This is a genomic window from Alicyclobacillus sp. SO9, assembly GCF_016406125.1.
Classification (GTDB): domain Bacteria; phylum Bacillota; class Bacilli; order Alicyclobacillales; family Alicyclobacillaceae; genus SO9.
Window position 1 is genome coordinate 3089015 of the sequence record NZ_CP066339.1, and the last position, 17681, is coordinate 3106695.

The 17681-nt window shown below is 48.7% G+C and carries 17 protein-coding genes; 7 read left to right on the forward strand and 10 right to left on the reverse strand.

Going from position 1 to position 17681, the window contains the following annotated elements; all coding sequences use genetic code 11:
• Positions 1-468: 468 nt before the first annotated feature.
• Entirely contained in the window at positions 469-1236 is a 768-nt protein-coding gene (gene fetB, locus GI364_RS14525) for an ABC transporter permease (protein ID WP_198849978.1), read from the reverse strand.
• The gene (locus tag GI364_RS14530) at positions 1233-2060 is read right to left on the reverse strand and encodes an ABC transporter ATP-binding protein (RefSeq protein WP_233095806.1); all 828 of its coding nucleotides are present in this window, start codon (positions 2058-2060) and stop codon (positions 1233-1235) included. Before GI364_RS14530 ends, fetB begins: the two co-directional genes overlap by 4 nt.
• 151 nt (positions 2061-2211) lie before the next feature.
• Between GI364_RS14530 and GI364_RS14535 the strand changes: the two genes are divergently transcribed.
• The 3 genes from GI364_RS14535 (at position 2212) to GI364_RS14545 (ending at position 4710) form a co-directional block, all read left to right on the forward strand.
• The gene (locus GI364_RS14535) at positions 2212-2934 is read left to right on the forward strand and encodes an ABC transporter ATP-binding protein (RefSeq protein WP_370541781.1); all 723 of its coding nucleotides are present in this window, start codon (positions 2212-2214) and stop codon (positions 2932-2934) included.
• On the forward strand, positions 2931-3962 hold the full coding sequence (locus tag GI364_RS14540; protein WP_198849981.1) for an ABC transporter permease: 1032 nt from the start codon (positions 2931-2933) through the stop codon (positions 3960-3962). Before GI364_RS14535 ends, GI364_RS14540 begins: the two co-directional genes overlap by 4 nt.
• 103 nt (positions 3963-4065) lie before the next feature.
• Positions 4066-4710 carry a TetR/AcrR family transcriptional regulator gene (locus tag GI364_RS14545; RefSeq protein WP_198849982.1) on the forward strand — a complete coding sequence of 215 codons (645 nt, stop codon included), beginning with the start codon at positions 4066-4068 and terminating at the stop codon, positions 4708-4710.
• A gap of 189 nt (positions 4711-4899) precedes the next feature.
• On the opposite strand, the gene GI364_RS14550 is transcribed toward GI364_RS14545, so the two are convergent.
• A complete protein-coding gene (locus tag GI364_RS14550) occupies positions 4900-5391 on the reverse strand; it encodes a DinB family protein (RefSeq protein ID WP_198849983.1) in 492 nt (163 codons plus the stop codon).
• A 371-nt stretch (positions 5392-5762) separates the two neighbouring features.
• Between GI364_RS14550 and GI364_RS14555 the strand changes: the two genes are divergently transcribed.
• The 4 genes from GI364_RS14555 to GI364_RS14570 all read left to right on the forward strand — a co-directional run bounded on the left by GI364_RS14555 (position 5763) and on the right by GI364_RS14570 (position 7910).
• Complete coding sequence (locus GI364_RS14555; RefSeq protein WP_198849984.1) at positions 5763-6179, forward strand: MBL fold metallo-hydrolase; 417 nt, start codon at positions 5763-5765, stop codon at positions 6177-6179.
• 86 nt (positions 6180-6265) lie between these two features.
• Positions 6266-6718, forward strand: a complete 453-nt coding sequence (locus GI364_RS14560) for an MBL fold metallo-hydrolase (RefSeq protein ID WP_198849985.1) — start codon at positions 6266-6268, stop codon at positions 6716-6718.
• Positions 6719-6922: 204 nt separating this feature from the next.
• The gene (locus GI364_RS14565; protein ID WP_198849986.1) at positions 6923-7324 is read left to right on the forward strand and encodes a hypothetical protein; all 402 of its coding nucleotides are present in this window, start codon (positions 6923-6925) and stop codon (positions 7322-7324) included.
• Positions 7325-7418: 94 nt separating this feature from the next.
• Positions 7419-7910 (forward strand): hypothetical protein, encoded by a 492-nt coding sequence (locus GI364_RS14570; protein ID WP_198849987.1) that lies wholly within the window; start codon positions 7419-7421, stop codon positions 7908-7910.
• A 505-nt stretch (positions 7911-8415) separates the two neighbouring features.
• On the opposite strand, the gene GI364_RS14575 is transcribed toward GI364_RS14570, so the two are convergent.
• From GI364_RS14575 to GI364_RS14610, 7 genes are all read right to left on the reverse strand, one after another.
• Positions 8416-8880, reverse strand: a complete 465-nt coding sequence (locus tag GI364_RS14575; protein ID WP_198849988.1) for a helix-turn-helix domain-containing protein — start codon at positions 8878-8880, stop codon at positions 8416-8418.
• Positions 8881-9610: 730 nt separating this feature from the next.
• Entirely contained in the window at positions 9611-10807 is a 1197-nt protein-coding gene (locus tag GI364_RS14585; protein WP_198849989.1) for an MFS transporter, read from the reverse strand.
• Positions 10808-10878: 71 nt separating this feature from the next.
• Positions 10879-11385 (reverse strand): RrF2 family transcriptional regulator, encoded by a 507-nt coding sequence (locus GI364_RS14590; RefSeq protein WP_198849990.1) that lies wholly within the window; start codon positions 11383-11385, stop codon positions 10879-10881.
• A 193-nt stretch (positions 11386-11578) separates the two neighbouring features.
• Entirely contained in the window at positions 11579-11833 is a 255-nt protein-coding gene (locus tag GI364_RS14595) for a DUF2164 domain-containing protein (protein WP_198849991.1), read from the reverse strand.
• Positions 11834-12083: 250 nt separating this feature from the next.
• Positions 12084-12869 (reverse strand): sulfite exporter TauE/SafE family protein, encoded by a 786-nt coding sequence (locus GI364_RS14600; protein ID WP_198849992.1) that lies wholly within the window; start codon positions 12867-12869, stop codon positions 12084-12086.
• A gap of 75 nt (positions 12870-12944) precedes the next feature.
• On the reverse strand, positions 12945-15935 hold the full coding sequence (locus tag GI364_RS14605; protein ID WP_198849993.1) for a molybdopterin-dependent oxidoreductase: 2991 nt from the start codon (positions 15933-15935) through the stop codon (positions 12945-12947).
• Positions 15936-16076: 141 nt separating this feature from the next.
• Complete coding sequence (locus tag GI364_RS14610) at positions 16077-17645, reverse strand: 4Fe-4S dicluster domain-containing protein (protein ID WP_198849994.1); 1569 nt, start codon at positions 17643-17645, stop codon at positions 16077-16079.
• Positions 17646-17681: the final 36 nt, after the last annotated feature.

The window sequence follows — 17681 nt, forward strand, 5'->3', positions numbered from 1 at the left end:
CCGGCCAGCCAGCTTCGGCAGTAACCCAGCGGGACCCGCGAGTGCGAACGAGATCGGCGAAAAAGACATGCGGAAAAAAATGCTCTTTATGAACTCAAAACCCGCTAAAAGGATAAATGTGGCAGTCCCCAAGCAGCGGACATTGATGCGGTCGTGAATCTTGGCGAGTTCGTACCTCATGACGTTGGTTAGTGATCCTTTCGCTCCCTATCTCGAGCCTGGTCAAATAATAGTGATCGATTCGATCACTATTCCAATCAGCCGTCCACATTAGGGATCCCGTTGCGCCCTATCACCCACGTCCCCCCTGACTCCACCGATATTAGTGTCCTTTCATGACACTAATATCTTTGCCAGGTAGCATTAGCGATCTTTGAGATCATTATCGCATCGCCACTTCGGCTGATAGGGATCTTTCGAGTCACTAATCGCACCGCTGACCTAGCCTGACCTAGCCGGCTTGGCTTGCTAGGCCTCTTTTCGCTGCAACGACTCGATAACCTGCTGGTGCCGATTAAAGAGCGAATCTTGCGTCAAAATCCCTAGGGTTACACTGGTTAAAGCTGCGGCGCTCAATAAGGCGAAAATAATCAGCAATTGGTAACGCACCGCTTGAATTGGATCTGCACCGCCAAGAATCAACCCGGTCATGATGCCCGGAAGTTGCACAAGTCCAATGGTTTTCATCGTATCTATTGTAGGAATCATACTGGCCTTGATGGAATGCTTGACAACGTGCTGTGCAGCCTGATGAGGAGCAGCGCCCAGTGAGAGCAGCACGTTAATTTCCTCCTTTCGAGCACGGGTCTCAGAAGCCAGCCGATTGAGAAACAGAGATGACAGCACCATCGAGTTCCCTGTCATCAGTCCAGACAGTGGTATTACATATCTCGGTTGCCATGGAATGATATGCACAATCAGCAAAAAACCAACGGTAAAGACTGTCGTCAGCGTAATCGCAATAGCGAGTCTCCACCAAATCCCGCGAAGACCCTGCCCTCGATTTTTAGCGTTCATAACGGCTACCCCAATCATGAGGAGAACCATCAGAATGGTGTAAACTGGTGTTTTCGCAGTAAACACGAACTTCAGAATATAGCCGACAGCAAGCAACTGTATGGTCGCACGAATCACAGCTATCACCAAATCGCGCTCAATACCGAGTCGTCTCCACACAGCCACTATCAGGGCGAGGGCAACAAAGGCGAGAGTAAATCCCAGCGACACAAAGCTCATTTCATAGACTCCCCTTCCGATTTGAGTTGAGGAGTCTCAGCGGTGGTTGCCTCTGACTGTACATCATCCTTTGAGTCAACATGGCTGACATCTCCGCCATGTTGCTGCAGTAAGAACGTTCGAGTCCTGCCGTCCTTAGGGTCCGTAAACAGTTGTTCCGACGGACCCGTTTCCACCAATTCTCCATCTTCGAGGAACCAAGTCTCAGTACTCTGTCGACGTGCTTGATGTAAATGATGTGTTACCCATAAGGCAGTTCCTCCAGTATCTTTTCTCCAGTTCATTATCAGAGACTCAACAATTTGTGTCGAAGTGGGATCAAGAGCAGACGTCACCTCATCCAACAGCAGTATCTTCGGGCGGTTGGCCAGGGTTCGGGCTAAAGCAATGCGCTGCTTCTGCCCGCCTGACAGTTCTTCAGCGTTTCGTGACAGCCAATTCTGAGGCAAATCCAGTGCGTGAAGCCATTTCTGCGCGTCATCAACTTTTTCTCCGCGTAATTTGGGCCCCAAATTCAAGTTATCGTAAACTGTCCCGGGAAATACCGTCGCAGTCTGAAACACCATCCCCACAGTTCGTCTCAATTGCGGAATAGACCATTCGCGAATCTCTTTGCCCAGAACCACCACTTGGCCGGCATCGGGGGTCAACAACAGGTTGCATAGTGACAAGAGTGTACTCTTACCTGCCCCAGAAGGTCCTACCAATGCAAGTGTTTCCCCTTCAGGTACACTACCTGTTATGTTCTTAAGAACCAACCGAGTTGTCTCGCCCTCAACAAATTTCTTATCAACACCATGAAACTCAATCACTGATGATTGCACTATGTAACCTCCATCCTGCACAGTCCCACAAACCCTACTAGAATGTAGCATGACTCACGTGCGGAATCCATCTTGACAACTCCTTTGTCTTGCTGGTATGTTAGCAGCAAAAGTGAGTGAGTACTCACATTCTATAATGGGGCGTGATGGGGTGACGAAGAGTGTTGAAGTACGCCATGTACATCGAACATTCGGAAAGAAGGTTGTCCTTCGAGATATCAGTCTAGACGTCGACAAGGCTCAGATTTTCGGTCTTCTCGGACCCAGCGGATCGGGCAAAACAACACTTGTCAGATTGATTGCTGGATTAGATAAGCCGACTGCCGGAACGGTCTCGGTAAGCGGCGTGCTCATGCCAAAACTCTCGATGCTCAGAACCATCGGTTATATGGCGCAATCGGACTCACTGTATACGGAGCTCACGGCTATGGAAAACTTGAAGTTTTTTGCCTCCCTCTATGGCCTAAAGGGAAGTGCTAAACAACTGCGCATAAACGAGGTACTGGAATTAGTGCAATTGTCCGATGCCAAAAAGCAGCTTGTATCCGCCTACTCAGGCGGCATGAAACGGCGGTTATCCCTCGCTATATCCTTGCTCCATCGACCTCGAATTTTAATTCTGGATGAGCCCACCGTAGGTATCGATCCCGTTTTACGCCTCTCCATCTGGCACGAACTCCACACTATGAGTGAGACAGGTACCACAATTATTGTCACCACGCACGTCATGGACGAGGCAGAGAAGTGTGACAGGTTGGGGATGATTCGGGATGGGGAGTTGATTGCAGCGGGATCGCCAGAAAAGATGAAACAAGAAACAAACAGTGCATCCATTGAGGAAGCATTCCTCTACTACGGAGGTGTTCCGAAATGAGGGTATTCGCACTGGTTGCACGCATCTGGCATCAGTTTTTGCACGACAAGCGAACAATCGCCCTGATGCTTCTCGCGCCGATTCTTATCTTGACCTTGATTTCACTTGTCTTCAATGGCAACACGTATCATCCCAAAATCGGTGTTGTAAACGTTCCACCCCCCATCAAGCAAAGCTTGATTCAGCAAAAGGTACAGGTATCGTCCTACGCAACTGCTAAGAATGCCATGGAAGCCCTGAAGTCTCAACGGCTAGATGCTTACATCAGTGGCGGTGACGGCAGACCAACTGTTGTGTTGGAGGGCAGCGATCCTTCCAAAAACAAAGCAGTAATTCTTACTGTGCAAAAATCGCTGCAGATCCTCTCTGGAAACTCGGCGTCACAAGTACTGCCAAAAATACAGTACTTGTACGGGTCTGGTGACATGTCCTCTTTTGACAACTTTGGACCTGTGCTGATTGGCTTTTTTGCCTTCTTCTTTGTCTTTCTTGTTGCAGGAATTTCTTTTCTCAAAGAAAGAACCACAGGCACCTTAGAGCGCCTCATCGCCACACCCATTCGGCGATGGGAAATCGTCGCCGGGTACGTCGTGGGATTTGGTGTGTTCACTGCCATTCAAGCGATTTTAATTGCCTGGTTTTCAGTAGACGTGCTCGGTATGATGATGAACGGGCAACTCGTCTCATTGCTTGTCGTGACGCTGCTTCTGTCTATGAGCGCCCTCACATTAGGCATCTTTCTATCTTCCTTTGCAAACTCCGAGTTTGAGATGATGCAGTTTATTCCGCTCGTTATCGTTCCTCAGGTTTTCTTTTCCGGGCTGCTGAATATGGATAGCATGGCGACGTGGCTTAGATGGTTAAGCAAACTGATGCCGCTGTACTATGGAGCAGATGCCATGAGGAACATTATGATTCGAGGACAGGGCCTTCTCTCTTTGAAAAGGGATCTGATTGTTTTGCTGGCATTTTCAGTTGTTTTTATGACACTAAACGTCATCGCGCTACGTAAATACCGAAAAGTGTAGCACGTTTTTTGATAAACTAAACCAATGTAAGTACTATGCGGCATACGACCAGACAAACAATTAAGCGAAACCCGGAATTTACAAAAGGAGACCAAGCGCTAACATGGAAGAGTGGGTGTCCTCTCTGATTGAGAGCAATAAGGAAGTCAAAATGACAGAAAAGCAAGCAAAGATAATCGAAGCTGCCGTGGAAATGTTTGCGGAACAGGGGTATTCGGCAACTTCGACAAGCCAGATTGCCCGCAAGGCTGGAGTGGCCGAAGGTACCATTTTCCGTCACTACAAGACGAAAAAGGATCTCCTCATCTCCATCCTTGCTCCCACTCTATCGAAGTTTTTTGGCCCCTTTGTTATCCGAAACTTTAAAAAGGTTGTAGACACGGACTATGAGAACTTCGAAGACTTTCTACGGGCTCTCATGCGCAACCGATTGGAGTTTGCAGTAAAGAACGCAGCTGCACTCAAAATTCTGATTCACGAACTGCCTTTCCATCCCGAACTGAGAGCCGAGTTTACGGATCACCTGTTTCCGCGGGTATCTGGGCGGCTAGAGTTTATCATTCAACATTTTCAGGAAAGAGGAGAACTCATTGAGTTGCCTCCGTTCACCCTCATGCGCATGGCAGCCAGTACCATGGCAGGCTACATCCTGACAAGGGCAGTCATTATGCCGGAAAGTGAATGGAATGATGAAGAGGAAATTGAGCGAGTCGTGCAGTTTATCATGCACGGTTTAACGCCTCACTAACAAGACGGGTAAAAACAATCCTGTTCGACAAAAAATAGAGTGGTGGATTGGTAGAGCGGCGGATTCACATGATAAGAACTCCCTGCACTGCTGGGTGGAGAAACGAGAGTTCCTGTATACCTCGGATGCGGCGAATAGAATAGTCTAGCATCCCCACGCAATGCTTGAGTCGGGCACAGACGATTACAGTTACAGTCCGCCCAGACTGTCGTCAGCCGGCGGAGTGTATCCTAAGTATTTTGCCATGATGAGGATTTGGCCCTTATGATGGAACTCATGTGTCTGTACATGCGTGAGGAGATAAAGGGGTGTTACTACCAAGACCTCGTTCTGCCATGGCACTTCCAATGTAATCTCCTCAAACCATTTGCCATCGTATTCAGCCAAGAACCATTTGACTAATTCGTCTACCTTCGAAAATCGGTCACGAACACTTTGAAGGTCGGCTCTTTGAACTTCGTCCGTAGTCGCTGATTGATATGCGCCGGGATTCCGGCGCACCATCTCACCAAACCAGAACTGGTAGGAATCTGCCACGTGGAACTGGGTCGCGATGATTGTTTCATGGCCAAAGTATGGAACCTTCTGCTGTAATTTATTTAGCGGGATCCCTTCCAAAAACCCAAACATCCTACCACGCGCCTTGCAAATCCAATCATACTGTTGCCTTCCGATATCCATACCATACCGCTCCGTCCATAGCTTACTACGTATTGACGGCTCGCTCGTTGCGATAACCGCCATAGTGAACAATTGCGTCTCGTCCACCAACGATCGATGGCCTCAGCGCTTTGTCCGTAACCAATGCTGACCCACTTCATGCCCTAATTATAAACTATGCTAAAAATTCCACCAGAACTGTCATTGTAATTACCAAACTTGGGCATTCCAACATTCATTTTGGCGTGGTGCCTGACGTTTAAAACACAGGACACGACGATTCTCCATTCACAACTGATTTACTCTTTAGTCAAATAGTTGTTCCAGACCTTTCTTGACTATACGATGATTTGTGAAGCCTTGTAAACGAGTACCGATAGGAGTTGAGATCAATGACGGTATCTAAAGTTAAGGAAACAACTAAGCATTTTACGGTGTATCTAGTCGCCGACGGGGTGTATGCAGCCATCGCCAATCAGGGAACTGGAGCAATGGCGAATGCTGGATTTGTCGATACTGGAGAAAGCGTCGTAGTGTTCGACTCCATGAACACACAGCAAGCAGCTGCCGAGCTGAGACAAGTAGCGACTGTGTTGACAGGAAAGCCAATATCGCATTTGATCAACAGCCATTGGCACGGAGACCACGTTCGTGGAAATCAAGCATTTCGTGATGTCGATATTGTGGCTAGTAATCAAACAAGAGAGTTGATGCAGGAGATTCATCCCGCACGTATAGCTAAGCAGCAAACCGGTATTCAGGAGTTCAAAGACTATGTTTTACACTCGAAGCAGAACGCGGGAAGCTGAGGAATGAAGCAGAGTCAGAAGAGCTTAGAAACCAGATTTCTACGCTGCACGAGATTATACAGTCTCTACCGACACTGCAGCTTGTGTTGCCCACAGAGACGTTTGAGTCTAAGTGGTCATTCCAAGGGACTGCCCGTGAAGTACAGTGTCATACTCTTGGCGGCGGACATACTGCATCTGATTCACTTCTCTATTTACCCAATGAAAGAATCTGTTTTGTTGGTGATTTGATTGCTATCCAGAATCACATGTTGGTAGTAGACGGAGATATTCACTATTGGATTAGCATTCTCGAGAAACTGAACCAGTGGGACATTGATACAATTGTCCCGGGACACGGACCTGTTGGAGGAAAACAATGGATCTCGCAAGCGCAGGTCTACCTCCAGCATCTGTTGGACCAAGTGAACACGCTGAAACAAGAGGGGCGTTCGACGAAGGAATTGAGTTCTACTGTTATGCCTGAAGCTTACCAAGAGTGGTCTGCTAAGGAACTGTACACTAAAAATCTTCAACATCTAGGTGAGAATATAAGTTGATTAGCTGTAACACGTAAGTGCTTCTCGACTTTACGTTGCGCTTCATGAAGAAGGACCATTCGTCATTCCTGAATAATAATGCATTTTGGAATGATAGCCTTTATTGGAGTTTCGGGCAGCATAGTTGAGGATGCATGCGGAAGCAGACATTAATGGACATGGTTGGCGAGCAATCATTCGTTACTCATGGGGGAGTGACTGAGTTTGGATATGAAGAATATTAAGACAAATGGATTCTTTCCGCCACAGTTCACGGATATATATCTGCTCGATGGGTTGAGCAGTATTTCGTATACTGTCGAAGTTAGAGATGGAGAGGTAACATTGGTTCAACTAGACACTACCAATGAGATAAGGCGAGAGGCATTGAGCAGTATTGGAACCATACTACCCGTTTCGCTTATCAACGACCAATACTTGTATTTTATTTTGCAAGGTAACGATCGATCGGACATTTGCCGCATTTCACATAGTTCCTTACTCGTTGAGAAATGGTCAAATACAGAACTCCTTCAGGATTTCGATATGTTTGAGGCGACCGATGACCGGTACATCATCTTTCGTTCGGAAGAGTCCGAGCGTCAAACTGCCCCCCTCCGGGGGTGAGTCGGCTCCGGCTCGGGCTTATTCTACAGATCAACCTGTCACGTTTCTTGACTCAATATCGTCACATTTGTAGCACTAATCAGAGGTGATCAATGTGAAAAAGAGGTTAATTACGCTTAGTTTTTCTGCTGTTGCAGCCTTGTCGCTGGTCGGATGTTCAACGACAAATAGTTCAACGCAGGCATCCAATAGCACAACAAAACAAATGACGGTGAAGACTGACAGGTCCTTGGCGATGTTGCCAAACAGTTACTTTCAAGCCAATGCAACTGTCGATAAATTCTTGAATGATTGGTTGACTCTCGATTCCAAGGACGGTATCGCATTATTAAACTCAAAGGCCAAGCAAGGTAAAACTACTACTCAATTAGAGCAATACTTTGCACAGGTGCCTCCTAGTCATTTAAGCTATGAAGTCGTTGGATACAAAAAAGTGTCTGATACCGAATATCAATTCAATGTGTGGATGTACGGTTATGCCCCAGGGACTTATGGACCGAAGGGACAACCCCGTCCAAGTCCCAGAACACTTACTGTGGTGAAACAAAACAACAAGTGGTCTGTCAACAATCTGCCTAGATTTTGAGTAGAGTTTACTGAACAAAGATTCCTACTATGATGAGGCACTACGATGCGTTTCCTTTGTTCATCTCTCTATTTTAAGCCCGTGCAGTGGCTCAACTGGATGCTAATGGCGCTGCCAGGCGGGGTCACTGGAGCAGTCAGGCAGTTAGTGACTGGAAAGATCCCTATTCGTTGAAGTGATGCGGCGATTGTGATCCCGATGATCCCTAAAGCAACTTGCGCAAAACCTTAGTGTCATAAATGGGCACTAATATGGGGAGGCACACGGTGGGACGTTGGTAATAGTGAGCGACGGGATCCCTATTTCAGGCGGCCTATTGGAATAGTGATCGCGATGATCCTAATCGCTTCGTGCACATCGTGATAGGGAGCAAAAGGATCCTTAAGCAGCGAAACCCTAAATTCATGACGTCGAGTGCGCCACAAGCTGATGGCGGATTAGCTGGGGATCTACTCCTTGGGGTACCCGTCCCCAAGCTTGCGGCTAGGGCGTCACGAGAGTCCTGTTATGATTGGTTTGTGAACTCGCCGACTGAAGACAAAATCCGCCCAATAAAAGTTGGGTTACCCCACAAGATGTAGCGTCCTTTTTTGGTGTCCTTATCGTAGAAGTACTGTGATTTCGCTGGACCGTAATCGTGGTCTTCATTCATATGTCTCATGACAATCTTGGCTATCTCAAATGCTTCCTCTTTGTCATCTACGTGGCAATCGAGAACGGCACAAACTTGAAGTTTTCCTGTTACTTGTCCGTTAAAACCGTCAATGTACGATTGTACGTCATCGATAGCGTTGTCGTGCAACTCTTTCGCATTTCCTCCCATAAACATGTCTGCATCCTCCTTTCGAATTCTCCATTCTCTGCCCACCTTAGTGGCTCTGAGTTGTCCTTCTCGAATATAGCGTCGAACCGTTCTTGGATGCATGTGGAGTACCTGTGCAAATTGATCAACCGTGAAGAATTCGTTCAATCACCACGCCTCCTAATGTTCATTTGAACATATTGTATCTTATTATTACATATTGTATCTTATTATTACATATTGTTCTATAAAATTTTCTGAAGGGAATAAAATGTATCTTTGAGGTATCAAAGGGTATCTGGAAAAGACGTAGGGAGATGTATGCCTATGGGACATTAGGGACTTTAGCGACACAAGGTTTGAGAAACGGGCACCTCCAAGCAAGATGGCAACTAACATGATGATGCGAAAGGCGGGTGCCAAAATCATCACTCCTTAGCAACGATGAAATGATATACATTACATATGTAAATCATATAAATACTACCATAATATACGACAATACATGTGCGGCAAATCCTACTCTATGAACGGGCCTATTCTTCAGTTCCAATAGCCCGGTTTCTCATCTAAGTTCTAGGGGTAGAATGCAAGTATGGCCCAGATACCCATCGTGCCAAACATCAAGAACAACACGGCGGAGAAATACGCAGACACCCGCTGTGAACGTGATCCGACCGTGATGCCCCAGTGAATGAAGAATGACCATAACCCGTTTGAAAAGTGAAATACAGCCGCCACGACACCGATAAGCATGAACCACAGCCCAAAAGGATTCTCGACGATACGATGCATTAGCTGAAAGGTTGGCGGGTGTCCGCTAAACCTTGTTGTAATAAGGTGATAAGTGATAAAAACAAAATGTCACCTCAATTCCTACCGATTAACCTGGGTAGTTCTATTCATGAGAAGATGGAAGCTCAGTTGTCACAGTGTCCTTCCTTCTGACAAAGATGAGCAACCCGCCCGTTAATGCAATGACAGCGCAAATGAGTGGAAGTACACTGAAAGTCCATTTTGTAATGACCCAACCGCCAAGCAGGGACCCCAGTGTAATTCCAGCATAAAGGGCCGAGTTGTTCCAGGCCATTGCCATACCTCGTCGTTCTGAGAAGCGTTGCGCTAGCCAGGACTGAAATGCAGGAAAGAATGCATACCCGGCAAATGCCCATAAGAGAAGAAGTGGAAATAACCATACCCTCGAATGAAATAGCAGTGCTGCCAACCCGAGCAAGAGTCCAAGGCCAACTAAACTGATGGTCGAAACTCGTCCTGCACCCCATCGGTCTGAGAGACGACCTCCGGACAAACTACCTATCGTCGCACCAACGCCGTATACGATGAGGGCAACTGCAATCAACCCAGGTGAAAAGTGAGAGAAGAGTCGCAACCCCGTCCCCAAGTATGTGTATAACCCGTATACGGCTGTCCCCCAAAATGACATGATAATTACGTCACCTAAGACATTTCGCAGTGTTCCGCCAGTTGTACTTTTTGAGAGGGATGGTTGTCTTGGCTTGCGTTTGCTCGCTGGCCAGATTCTTTGATTGAACAAAACCAGTGCCAGACTGATGACCGCCAAGCCTGCAAAGATGACTTTCCATCCGGTGACCTGAGAAACGAGCGTTCCAATGGGGGCCCCTGTCCAGAGCGCCATCAGCAGGCCAGAACCGACGATGGCGAGCCACCCTCCCCGGCGCTCTGCCGGAGCCACATCTCCTGTAATTGCATAAATGGAAGGTGTGACGGCAGCTGCGCATAGTCCAGCTAAGACGCGACTCATAATAAGCAATGCAAATGACGGAGCTAAACTCGTGAGTACATTCGCTACGGAGAAGCCCAGCAACCCAATAACAATCGTCTTTCGTTTTCCGAACCAATCGGATAAAGTACCCAACCATGGGGCACTCACCGCATACATGGTGGAAAAAGCCGCAACCATCCAACCAGCTTCACCAGGGGTGACAGAAAACTGTTTGGAGATTGAAGGTAACAAGGGTGAAACAACAAACAAATCGGTTCCAACCATAAAGAGTGTCAACCACCCGGTTGCAATCCTCAAACTCTGAATCCTTTGTTCCATCCTTTGTTCCATCCTAGTTGCCTCCTTGAAACGCTGTTATTATAGATATTTGTTATCTGTAATAAGAGCGAAAAAAAGCGGGATCACCGCCGTATGATTGCCTGCTGAAACCAGCGCGATGTAGCTTCTTGACGCTCACGGGGGATTTTTTCATTTAATTCTTTTTGCAACCAAGCAAGAGACTTCCCCTTCAGATACTGTCTCATTTGTTCCTCCGCATCAGTCATAACCACTTTAATGGCACAGGGAGCGCATCTAATGTAATCTGGCATCTCTTCACCCTGCAACAACACGCAATTTTGCCTGACTTCCTGACATTGAAAGATGGGCGTTGAACCTTCAATGGCCTCGACGACGTCCCAAAACGAAATATGCTCAGGACCCCTTGCAAGCTGATAACCACCTTTAACACCTGGCATGGAGCGAATGATACCTGCTTTTGCCAATTTAGTGAAAGACTTCGATAGATACGTCTCCGAGACGCCCTGGTAAGTTGCGAGATCCTTGATACTGATGCTTGACCCACTTGGGAGGTCGATGAGATATGTTAAGCAATGGAGTGCATATTCGACACCGACACTGTACTGCAAGACCATCACCTCATCATTACAGATAACATGTATCTATAATAGTTCTATTCAAAAAGGAAGTCAATGAGTCAACGGTAACCGTCTTCTCTTCTCCTCAAAGGGCACACCCTCAAGAGGCGCTGCATTGTTAAGCCGAAACCCGGTCCATTAGGTGGTTCCTACTGCGAGTAGCAGTCTGTACAGATATCGAAGTTTACCTGGTGCCTTCTACCGGACGGCGCAATGCGTAGACTTCTTCCTCGACCCGCTCCATCTGGTCCATCACGACACCCCGGGCATCGTCCAGCGCCCGATTGTAGATGAACGGTCCAAGGTGTTTTATCATAAAATCCAGCAAATTATCTGCAGCCAGTTCGCCGATTTCTTCTGATCTTTCTGTTTCAAAGTAGGACTGAATGCTTTCAATTAAAGAACGCCTTTGTTCAGGAGACAATTTAAGCAGTACCATAAGTTTTTCCTCCTCGCAGGGTCCACATATCTCTGCTATGAAACACCAAGGGTGGATACATGCATTCAACATACCACATATGTTCCAAAACTAGTGTTGGCAAAAAAGGGACAACAATAAAAAGCTGTCCACGCCAGGTACAGGCGACTTTGGACAGCTTCTTTCCCATGGCATATTGTTTTGTTCCCCATGTTGCATTGTTGGCATGTTGCATTGTTGGCATCGCGGCGACACATGTCGCTTCAGGCTGTTACAAATGCAGTACCTGGACCCACACTTTTATCGTGGCAGCTACAATCAACAGGCTTAGCACCCCTCGGAGGACGGAGACATTCATCATGCGGCTCAGTCTGACCCCAATCGGAGCAGCCGCGATGCTGCCCACAATCACAAACAGGCTGGCCAGCAAAGAGATGTGCCCGGCGAGAAACTTGCCGGATGTTGAGCCAAGGGCTGCGAGAAACGTGATCATTAGAGATGATCCGATAGCAACACGGGTTGGAATCTTAAGCACCTGCAACATGATTGGGACCAGCAAAAACGCTCCCCCTAAACCCGCAATCCCACCTGCTCCGCCCACCAGCAGGGCTGCTATGAAAGCAATCGGCTTGTTAAACTGAATTTCCTCCATTGGCAGACTTTCCACCGTGCCTCGCCTTGGCACAAACATTAGTATGGCTGCAAAAGTGGCCAATACTGCGTAGACAATGTTGACAACGTCGCCTGACATGTAGCGTGCTCCATAGCCTCCAGCAAAACTGGCAATCAGCATGGTAATCCCCATAATCATGGCCAGCTTGGGATGAACTACCTTGTGTTTTCGCTGGGCAATCACGCCTGACAGCGTTGAAAACATGACTTGTAGTGCGACGATACCTGCAACAAGGTGCGGAGGATAGTTTCCGACCCCGAGAAGGCTAGGGAAAAACAGTAACATCGGATAACTTACAACAGCTCCGCCAATACCGAGTGTTCCGGACAACAATCCTGCGATTATGCCAATACCAATGAGGGTGGCGATTAATCCAGCGGTCATTGTATCCTCCCTTTGCCGCGACGACGACCCCATGTGGTCGCCCGTCGCAGCTGATTGACAGTTTGCCTTTCACTGTTACTCAACCACATCCCGCATACCGACCGTGCCCTCCGGCATCACATACGCATCCGGATGAGGCTTCAACGGGCGAAGCATCCATACCGGTCGATAGAGTCCCCCCGGTCCTGGGGCAGGCCGAGTCAATTGCAACCACTTCTCAAAAGCTTGATAGGCCTTCTTTGTATCCACTTGAATCTCTCCATAGTGCCTGCCGCCGCTGACCTTCTCGATGTGAATTCGCTGATGCCAGCACATCATACCGCTGATAGGATCCGGTTGTACGGGAAAGATAATGTTCTGGTGCACACCGCCGTCTGTCCACCAGACGCGCTGTGTATCTGGATCGGTGCTCTTCCATGGCTGAGGCCCATGAATCTGCTGAATTTGCCAATTTCCATTTGTACCTTCGTTCATCTTGACTAAAGCGGAGTTCCACCTGTCACTGCCCGTTGTTTCATGAAGCCTCCAGCGACCGAGGTGGTGAGACATGGCGATGACGCCTGGTTTAATCCCTTCGGTCACCCATACTTTGTCAACCAAAGAACCGATTTCCGTTGTAATTCGTACCTCGTCACCCGTCGTAACGCCCAACTTCCTTGCGTCAATGGGATTGATCCACACCGGATTGGTATGAGCCGTTTCGTGGAGCCATTTCGCACCATTCGTCCGACTGTGTATCAAAGTAGGCAAACGGAACGTTGGGAGCAGCATGTAGTCGCCCTTATCATTGTCAATGCTCTTGTGATGGACCTGGCTGACAATGTGAATCATCTCATCCCGTTCCCGTTTGTCCCTCGGATAGATAGGAATGGCGTATTCCGGCCAGCCCCAATCGCGCAGAGTGGTTGAGAAAAACTCCAACCGCCCGGAAGGCGTAGGAAATCCTTTGACTGCATGCCCATCAACCATGACACCGGCACGAAACTGGCCTTGCTGATTTTTAAAGGGTCCTGGCATGGGCGCATGATTCGCGTTATGCGGCGGCTTGTCGACCCAGACTCCCGGCTCGAGACCCGCCATGCTTTCGCCTTCCGGCGGCTCAGGCCTGACGTCGGCATCCTGCAACACATCATCGTCTAACTTACGTCTGTGTACAGCCAGAACATCCTTGGTAATCTCGAACGCTGCATACCGTTGCATGTACTCCATTGGAGTCATGTCTTCTGCCGCGGCAGCTTCCGGCAGACCAGGAACTGCATTTTCAAAAATCCACTGATAGTATTCATAAACCGTAATTTTCTCACCGGGACGGTAAGGTGATTCGAAGTGCTGGCGGATGCCGAGTTTTCCGTCGGGGTCGATGCGCCAGGACAATTCAATCCAAAACTCATTTTCCTCCCACACCTGACCTGGATTCGCGTCCCGAGTATCATGAATCTCCTCGCCGCGCCGTTGCTTTGCAACCCGCAGCACCGGCTGACGAAAGCCAATCCACTGGGCCGCATGGGTCTCATAACTGTGCAGGTCATGGCGCTCCGTTGCCAGGCCCATGGGTAATACGTAGTCTGAGAACTGGGCTGTTTCCGACCAAACAGGAGAAAGTGTCACGTGACAGCCGACTTTGTCTTCATCCTGAAACATTTCAATCCAACTGAATCCATCAGGGAATGTCCAGACCGGATTCATAACGCGGGTGAAGTAGACTTCCATCCGCTTTTTGCGCTTCTTCAAAATATGGGGCAGCATAAAGCTCATTTCGAAATAGGACAGGGGATACTCACGCGGCCAATGGTTTTCATTCCACTCCCGGATTGGCGCCGGGGCAGTGTTCCGAGCCGGAACGAATTTGACCCAGGTATTGGGTATCGTGCTTCCCTCTTCCCCCACGGCACCCATCAATACGTTCAGAAACATGAGCGATCTCGATATCATCCAACCGCCTCGGTGCCCAGCCGCGGCATTGCGCCAAATGTTACTCGCGAACGCAGTTCCGGCTTTCGCAATTTCATCCGCGATGTCGCGCAGTTGCTGAGCAGGAACCCCAGATTCCTCAGCTGCCCACTCCGGTGTGTAATGGCTGTAGATCTGCTTTATGACATCCACGAAATCCTCGAAGGTCTGCGTCTGTGGAATCGCCTGAAGGAACTGGCGCCGTTTTAAGTCCTGTAAATACTGGCGATCCGCTAAGAATTCCCTCCAGTTGGTCCACTGCCGCACAAACTCGTGGTTAAATCTATCTGTTCGAATCAACTCATTTGCAATCGCGAGCAACAAAGCAGCTTCCGTTCCCGGATATGGAGATACCCAGTAGTCTGCCTTTGACGCCGTGTTGGACAAACGCGTATCCACAGCCGCTATCTTCGTTCCCTTCTGCTGTGCCTCGATAATACGCTGCGCATTTGGGTTGAAATAATGGCCCGCTTCAAGATGAGAGCTCATCATAAGAATGAATTTTGCATTGGAGTAGTCCGGAGACGGACGGTCCATTCCCATCCAGAACGCATAGCCGGTGCGCCCGCCTGATGAACACACATTGGTGTGCGTTGAATTCGCGTCGAGTCCCCATGCTTTCAAAACTCGTTCCGTATATTCATCCTCTCCAGGCCGCCCCACGTGGTAGACGACTTCATCCTTTCTCCCGTCCAGAATGCTTTTGCGAATCCGGGCTGCAATATCGTCCAGGGCCGCTTCCCAAGATACCCGTTCCCAGTTGCCTTCTCCCCGTTTACCAACACGTTTCATCGGATGGAGAATTCGTTCCGGATTCGTCATTTGGCTGACAGTGGCAGGCCCTTTGGCACAATTGCGCCCGCGGCTGGCTGGGTGCAGCGGGTGCCCTTCCAGCCTTCTCACTTCTCCTGTTTCCTTATCGATATACGCCAACAACCCGCAGGCTGCTTCGCAATTAAAACAAACTGTCGGAATTAGCTCATAGTGATGCACTTTCCTGCGCGGCCACACCTTGGCGTCCAGTTCCTGCCAATCATCCCAATCCGCCGGCTCAGGGTGTGACCTGAGGTGACCAAAACCTTTTGTCAATTCACGATGCTTTTCCTGAATACTCAAACGTACACCCCCGTTCTGACCAACTCCGCGGTAAGCCTATCGCTGCAAGTCGATCAATCATCCGTTTCTACGACCGTTTCTGCTATCCGCGCGATGCCTGCTCGCAATTCTGTTGCGCGCGTGTCCGATTTACCAAACCTGTTAACTGAGCGGTACAGATTGCCCTGCCTGCACGTACGCATGTTCGTAAGCCAGCAATCCAACTAAGGCCAAAATTGCTGCAACCGCCGGCAAAGCCATGGATGTCACAAATATTCCGAACAGTGTGGGCAACGCCGCTCCAACAATAAATCCAGTCCAATAGAATCCCTTATACTTGCCTGCAAGCATCTGCTTGGCGGCCCGTCTCGCGTGCTCAGTCGTATGAGGTATCATCAGTTCACTGAGAACAAAGCCCAAGTGTACGACCACAGACGCAAGCAATGTGGCATGCACAATGGTGACACCAGCAGCAGACAGCGGGATAAACAGGGCGAGAATAGAGTATGCTGCGGAGCCGGCAAGGGCTGCCTGCGAAACGAAATGAATGGGGAGAGCGGGATTCTGCCAAAGGTCACGTCCCTTGGCCTGAGACAGCAAAAATGCAGTGTACATGGCTGTCAGTGCACCCAGTACAATCCCGAAAATAGAGACGCCAATGTTGGCTGAGGTGATACCGGCAATTCCCAGAATAAACTGGACCAATAAGACCAAGCTGTAGGCCATAATAATGAACGAGCCCTTGACCAACCAGGATTTCCACTGCGGTCTCGTGAAAATTCGGATAAATCTCATTGGATGCTGCAAGTCAGCAATTAGCAAAACGCCTGTAACAGCCAGGAAGAAGCCGCCTATGACAGATGACGCAAGTTCCCACATTGGCGAAAGCGCCTGCCCTGAAAACGCGAGAATGGCAAACATGATAAACACACCCGAGGAAATCGATTTCGTCCAGGTGTAGGTTGAGACTTCCCAATGCCAAGGGGAATTGTGCGGTACATCGTAGGCCAAGCGCGCTGCGGCCACGGTATGCTTCGGTTGTGCAGCTTTGGTGGAATGAACCGGATAGCCTTCCTTTTCTTCTGCAGAGTAGTGCATGCCTGTGTATTCCGATCTCGTCGGATTCAAAGTATAGTCACTAGCATCCACATAAAAGACCTTTGGATTTGTACCTTTTTCCGGTTTGCGCACCTCTGCTTTATTACGACTGATAAGCTGCAGCACTTCGCTGTCCGGGTCATTTAGATTCCCGACAACAATGGCTTCAACCGGGCACACAATGACACAGGCTGGTTCCAAGCCCTGGTCGATGCGATGTGCACAAAAGTTACACTTTTCAGCACTGCCGACGTCAGGATTAATATAAATGGCGTCATAAGGACATGCAGCGATACATGCTTTGCAACCAATGCATACATCCCTGTCAAAATCAACAATCCCATCGTCTCGTTTAAACATTGCTGTCACGGGACAAATGGGAACACACGGGGCATCGTCACACTGATTGCAACGAGTGATTTGGAATTGCCTGCTCACTTCAGGATAGGTTCCAACTTCAACCTGTTTGACATAAGTGCGGTTCACACTAAGCGGTACGTCATGCTCCATCTTGCAAGCAATGGAACAAGCGTGACAACCAATACACGTCTCTTGGTTAATCACTTTTCCCCATCGAATTGGGGCCTCGTTGTCTGTGGTTGCAGCGGAGTTTACAACGTCCAGTTCTACCACAGCACTCCCTCCTTTTGGACTATCGTGGGATGGTTC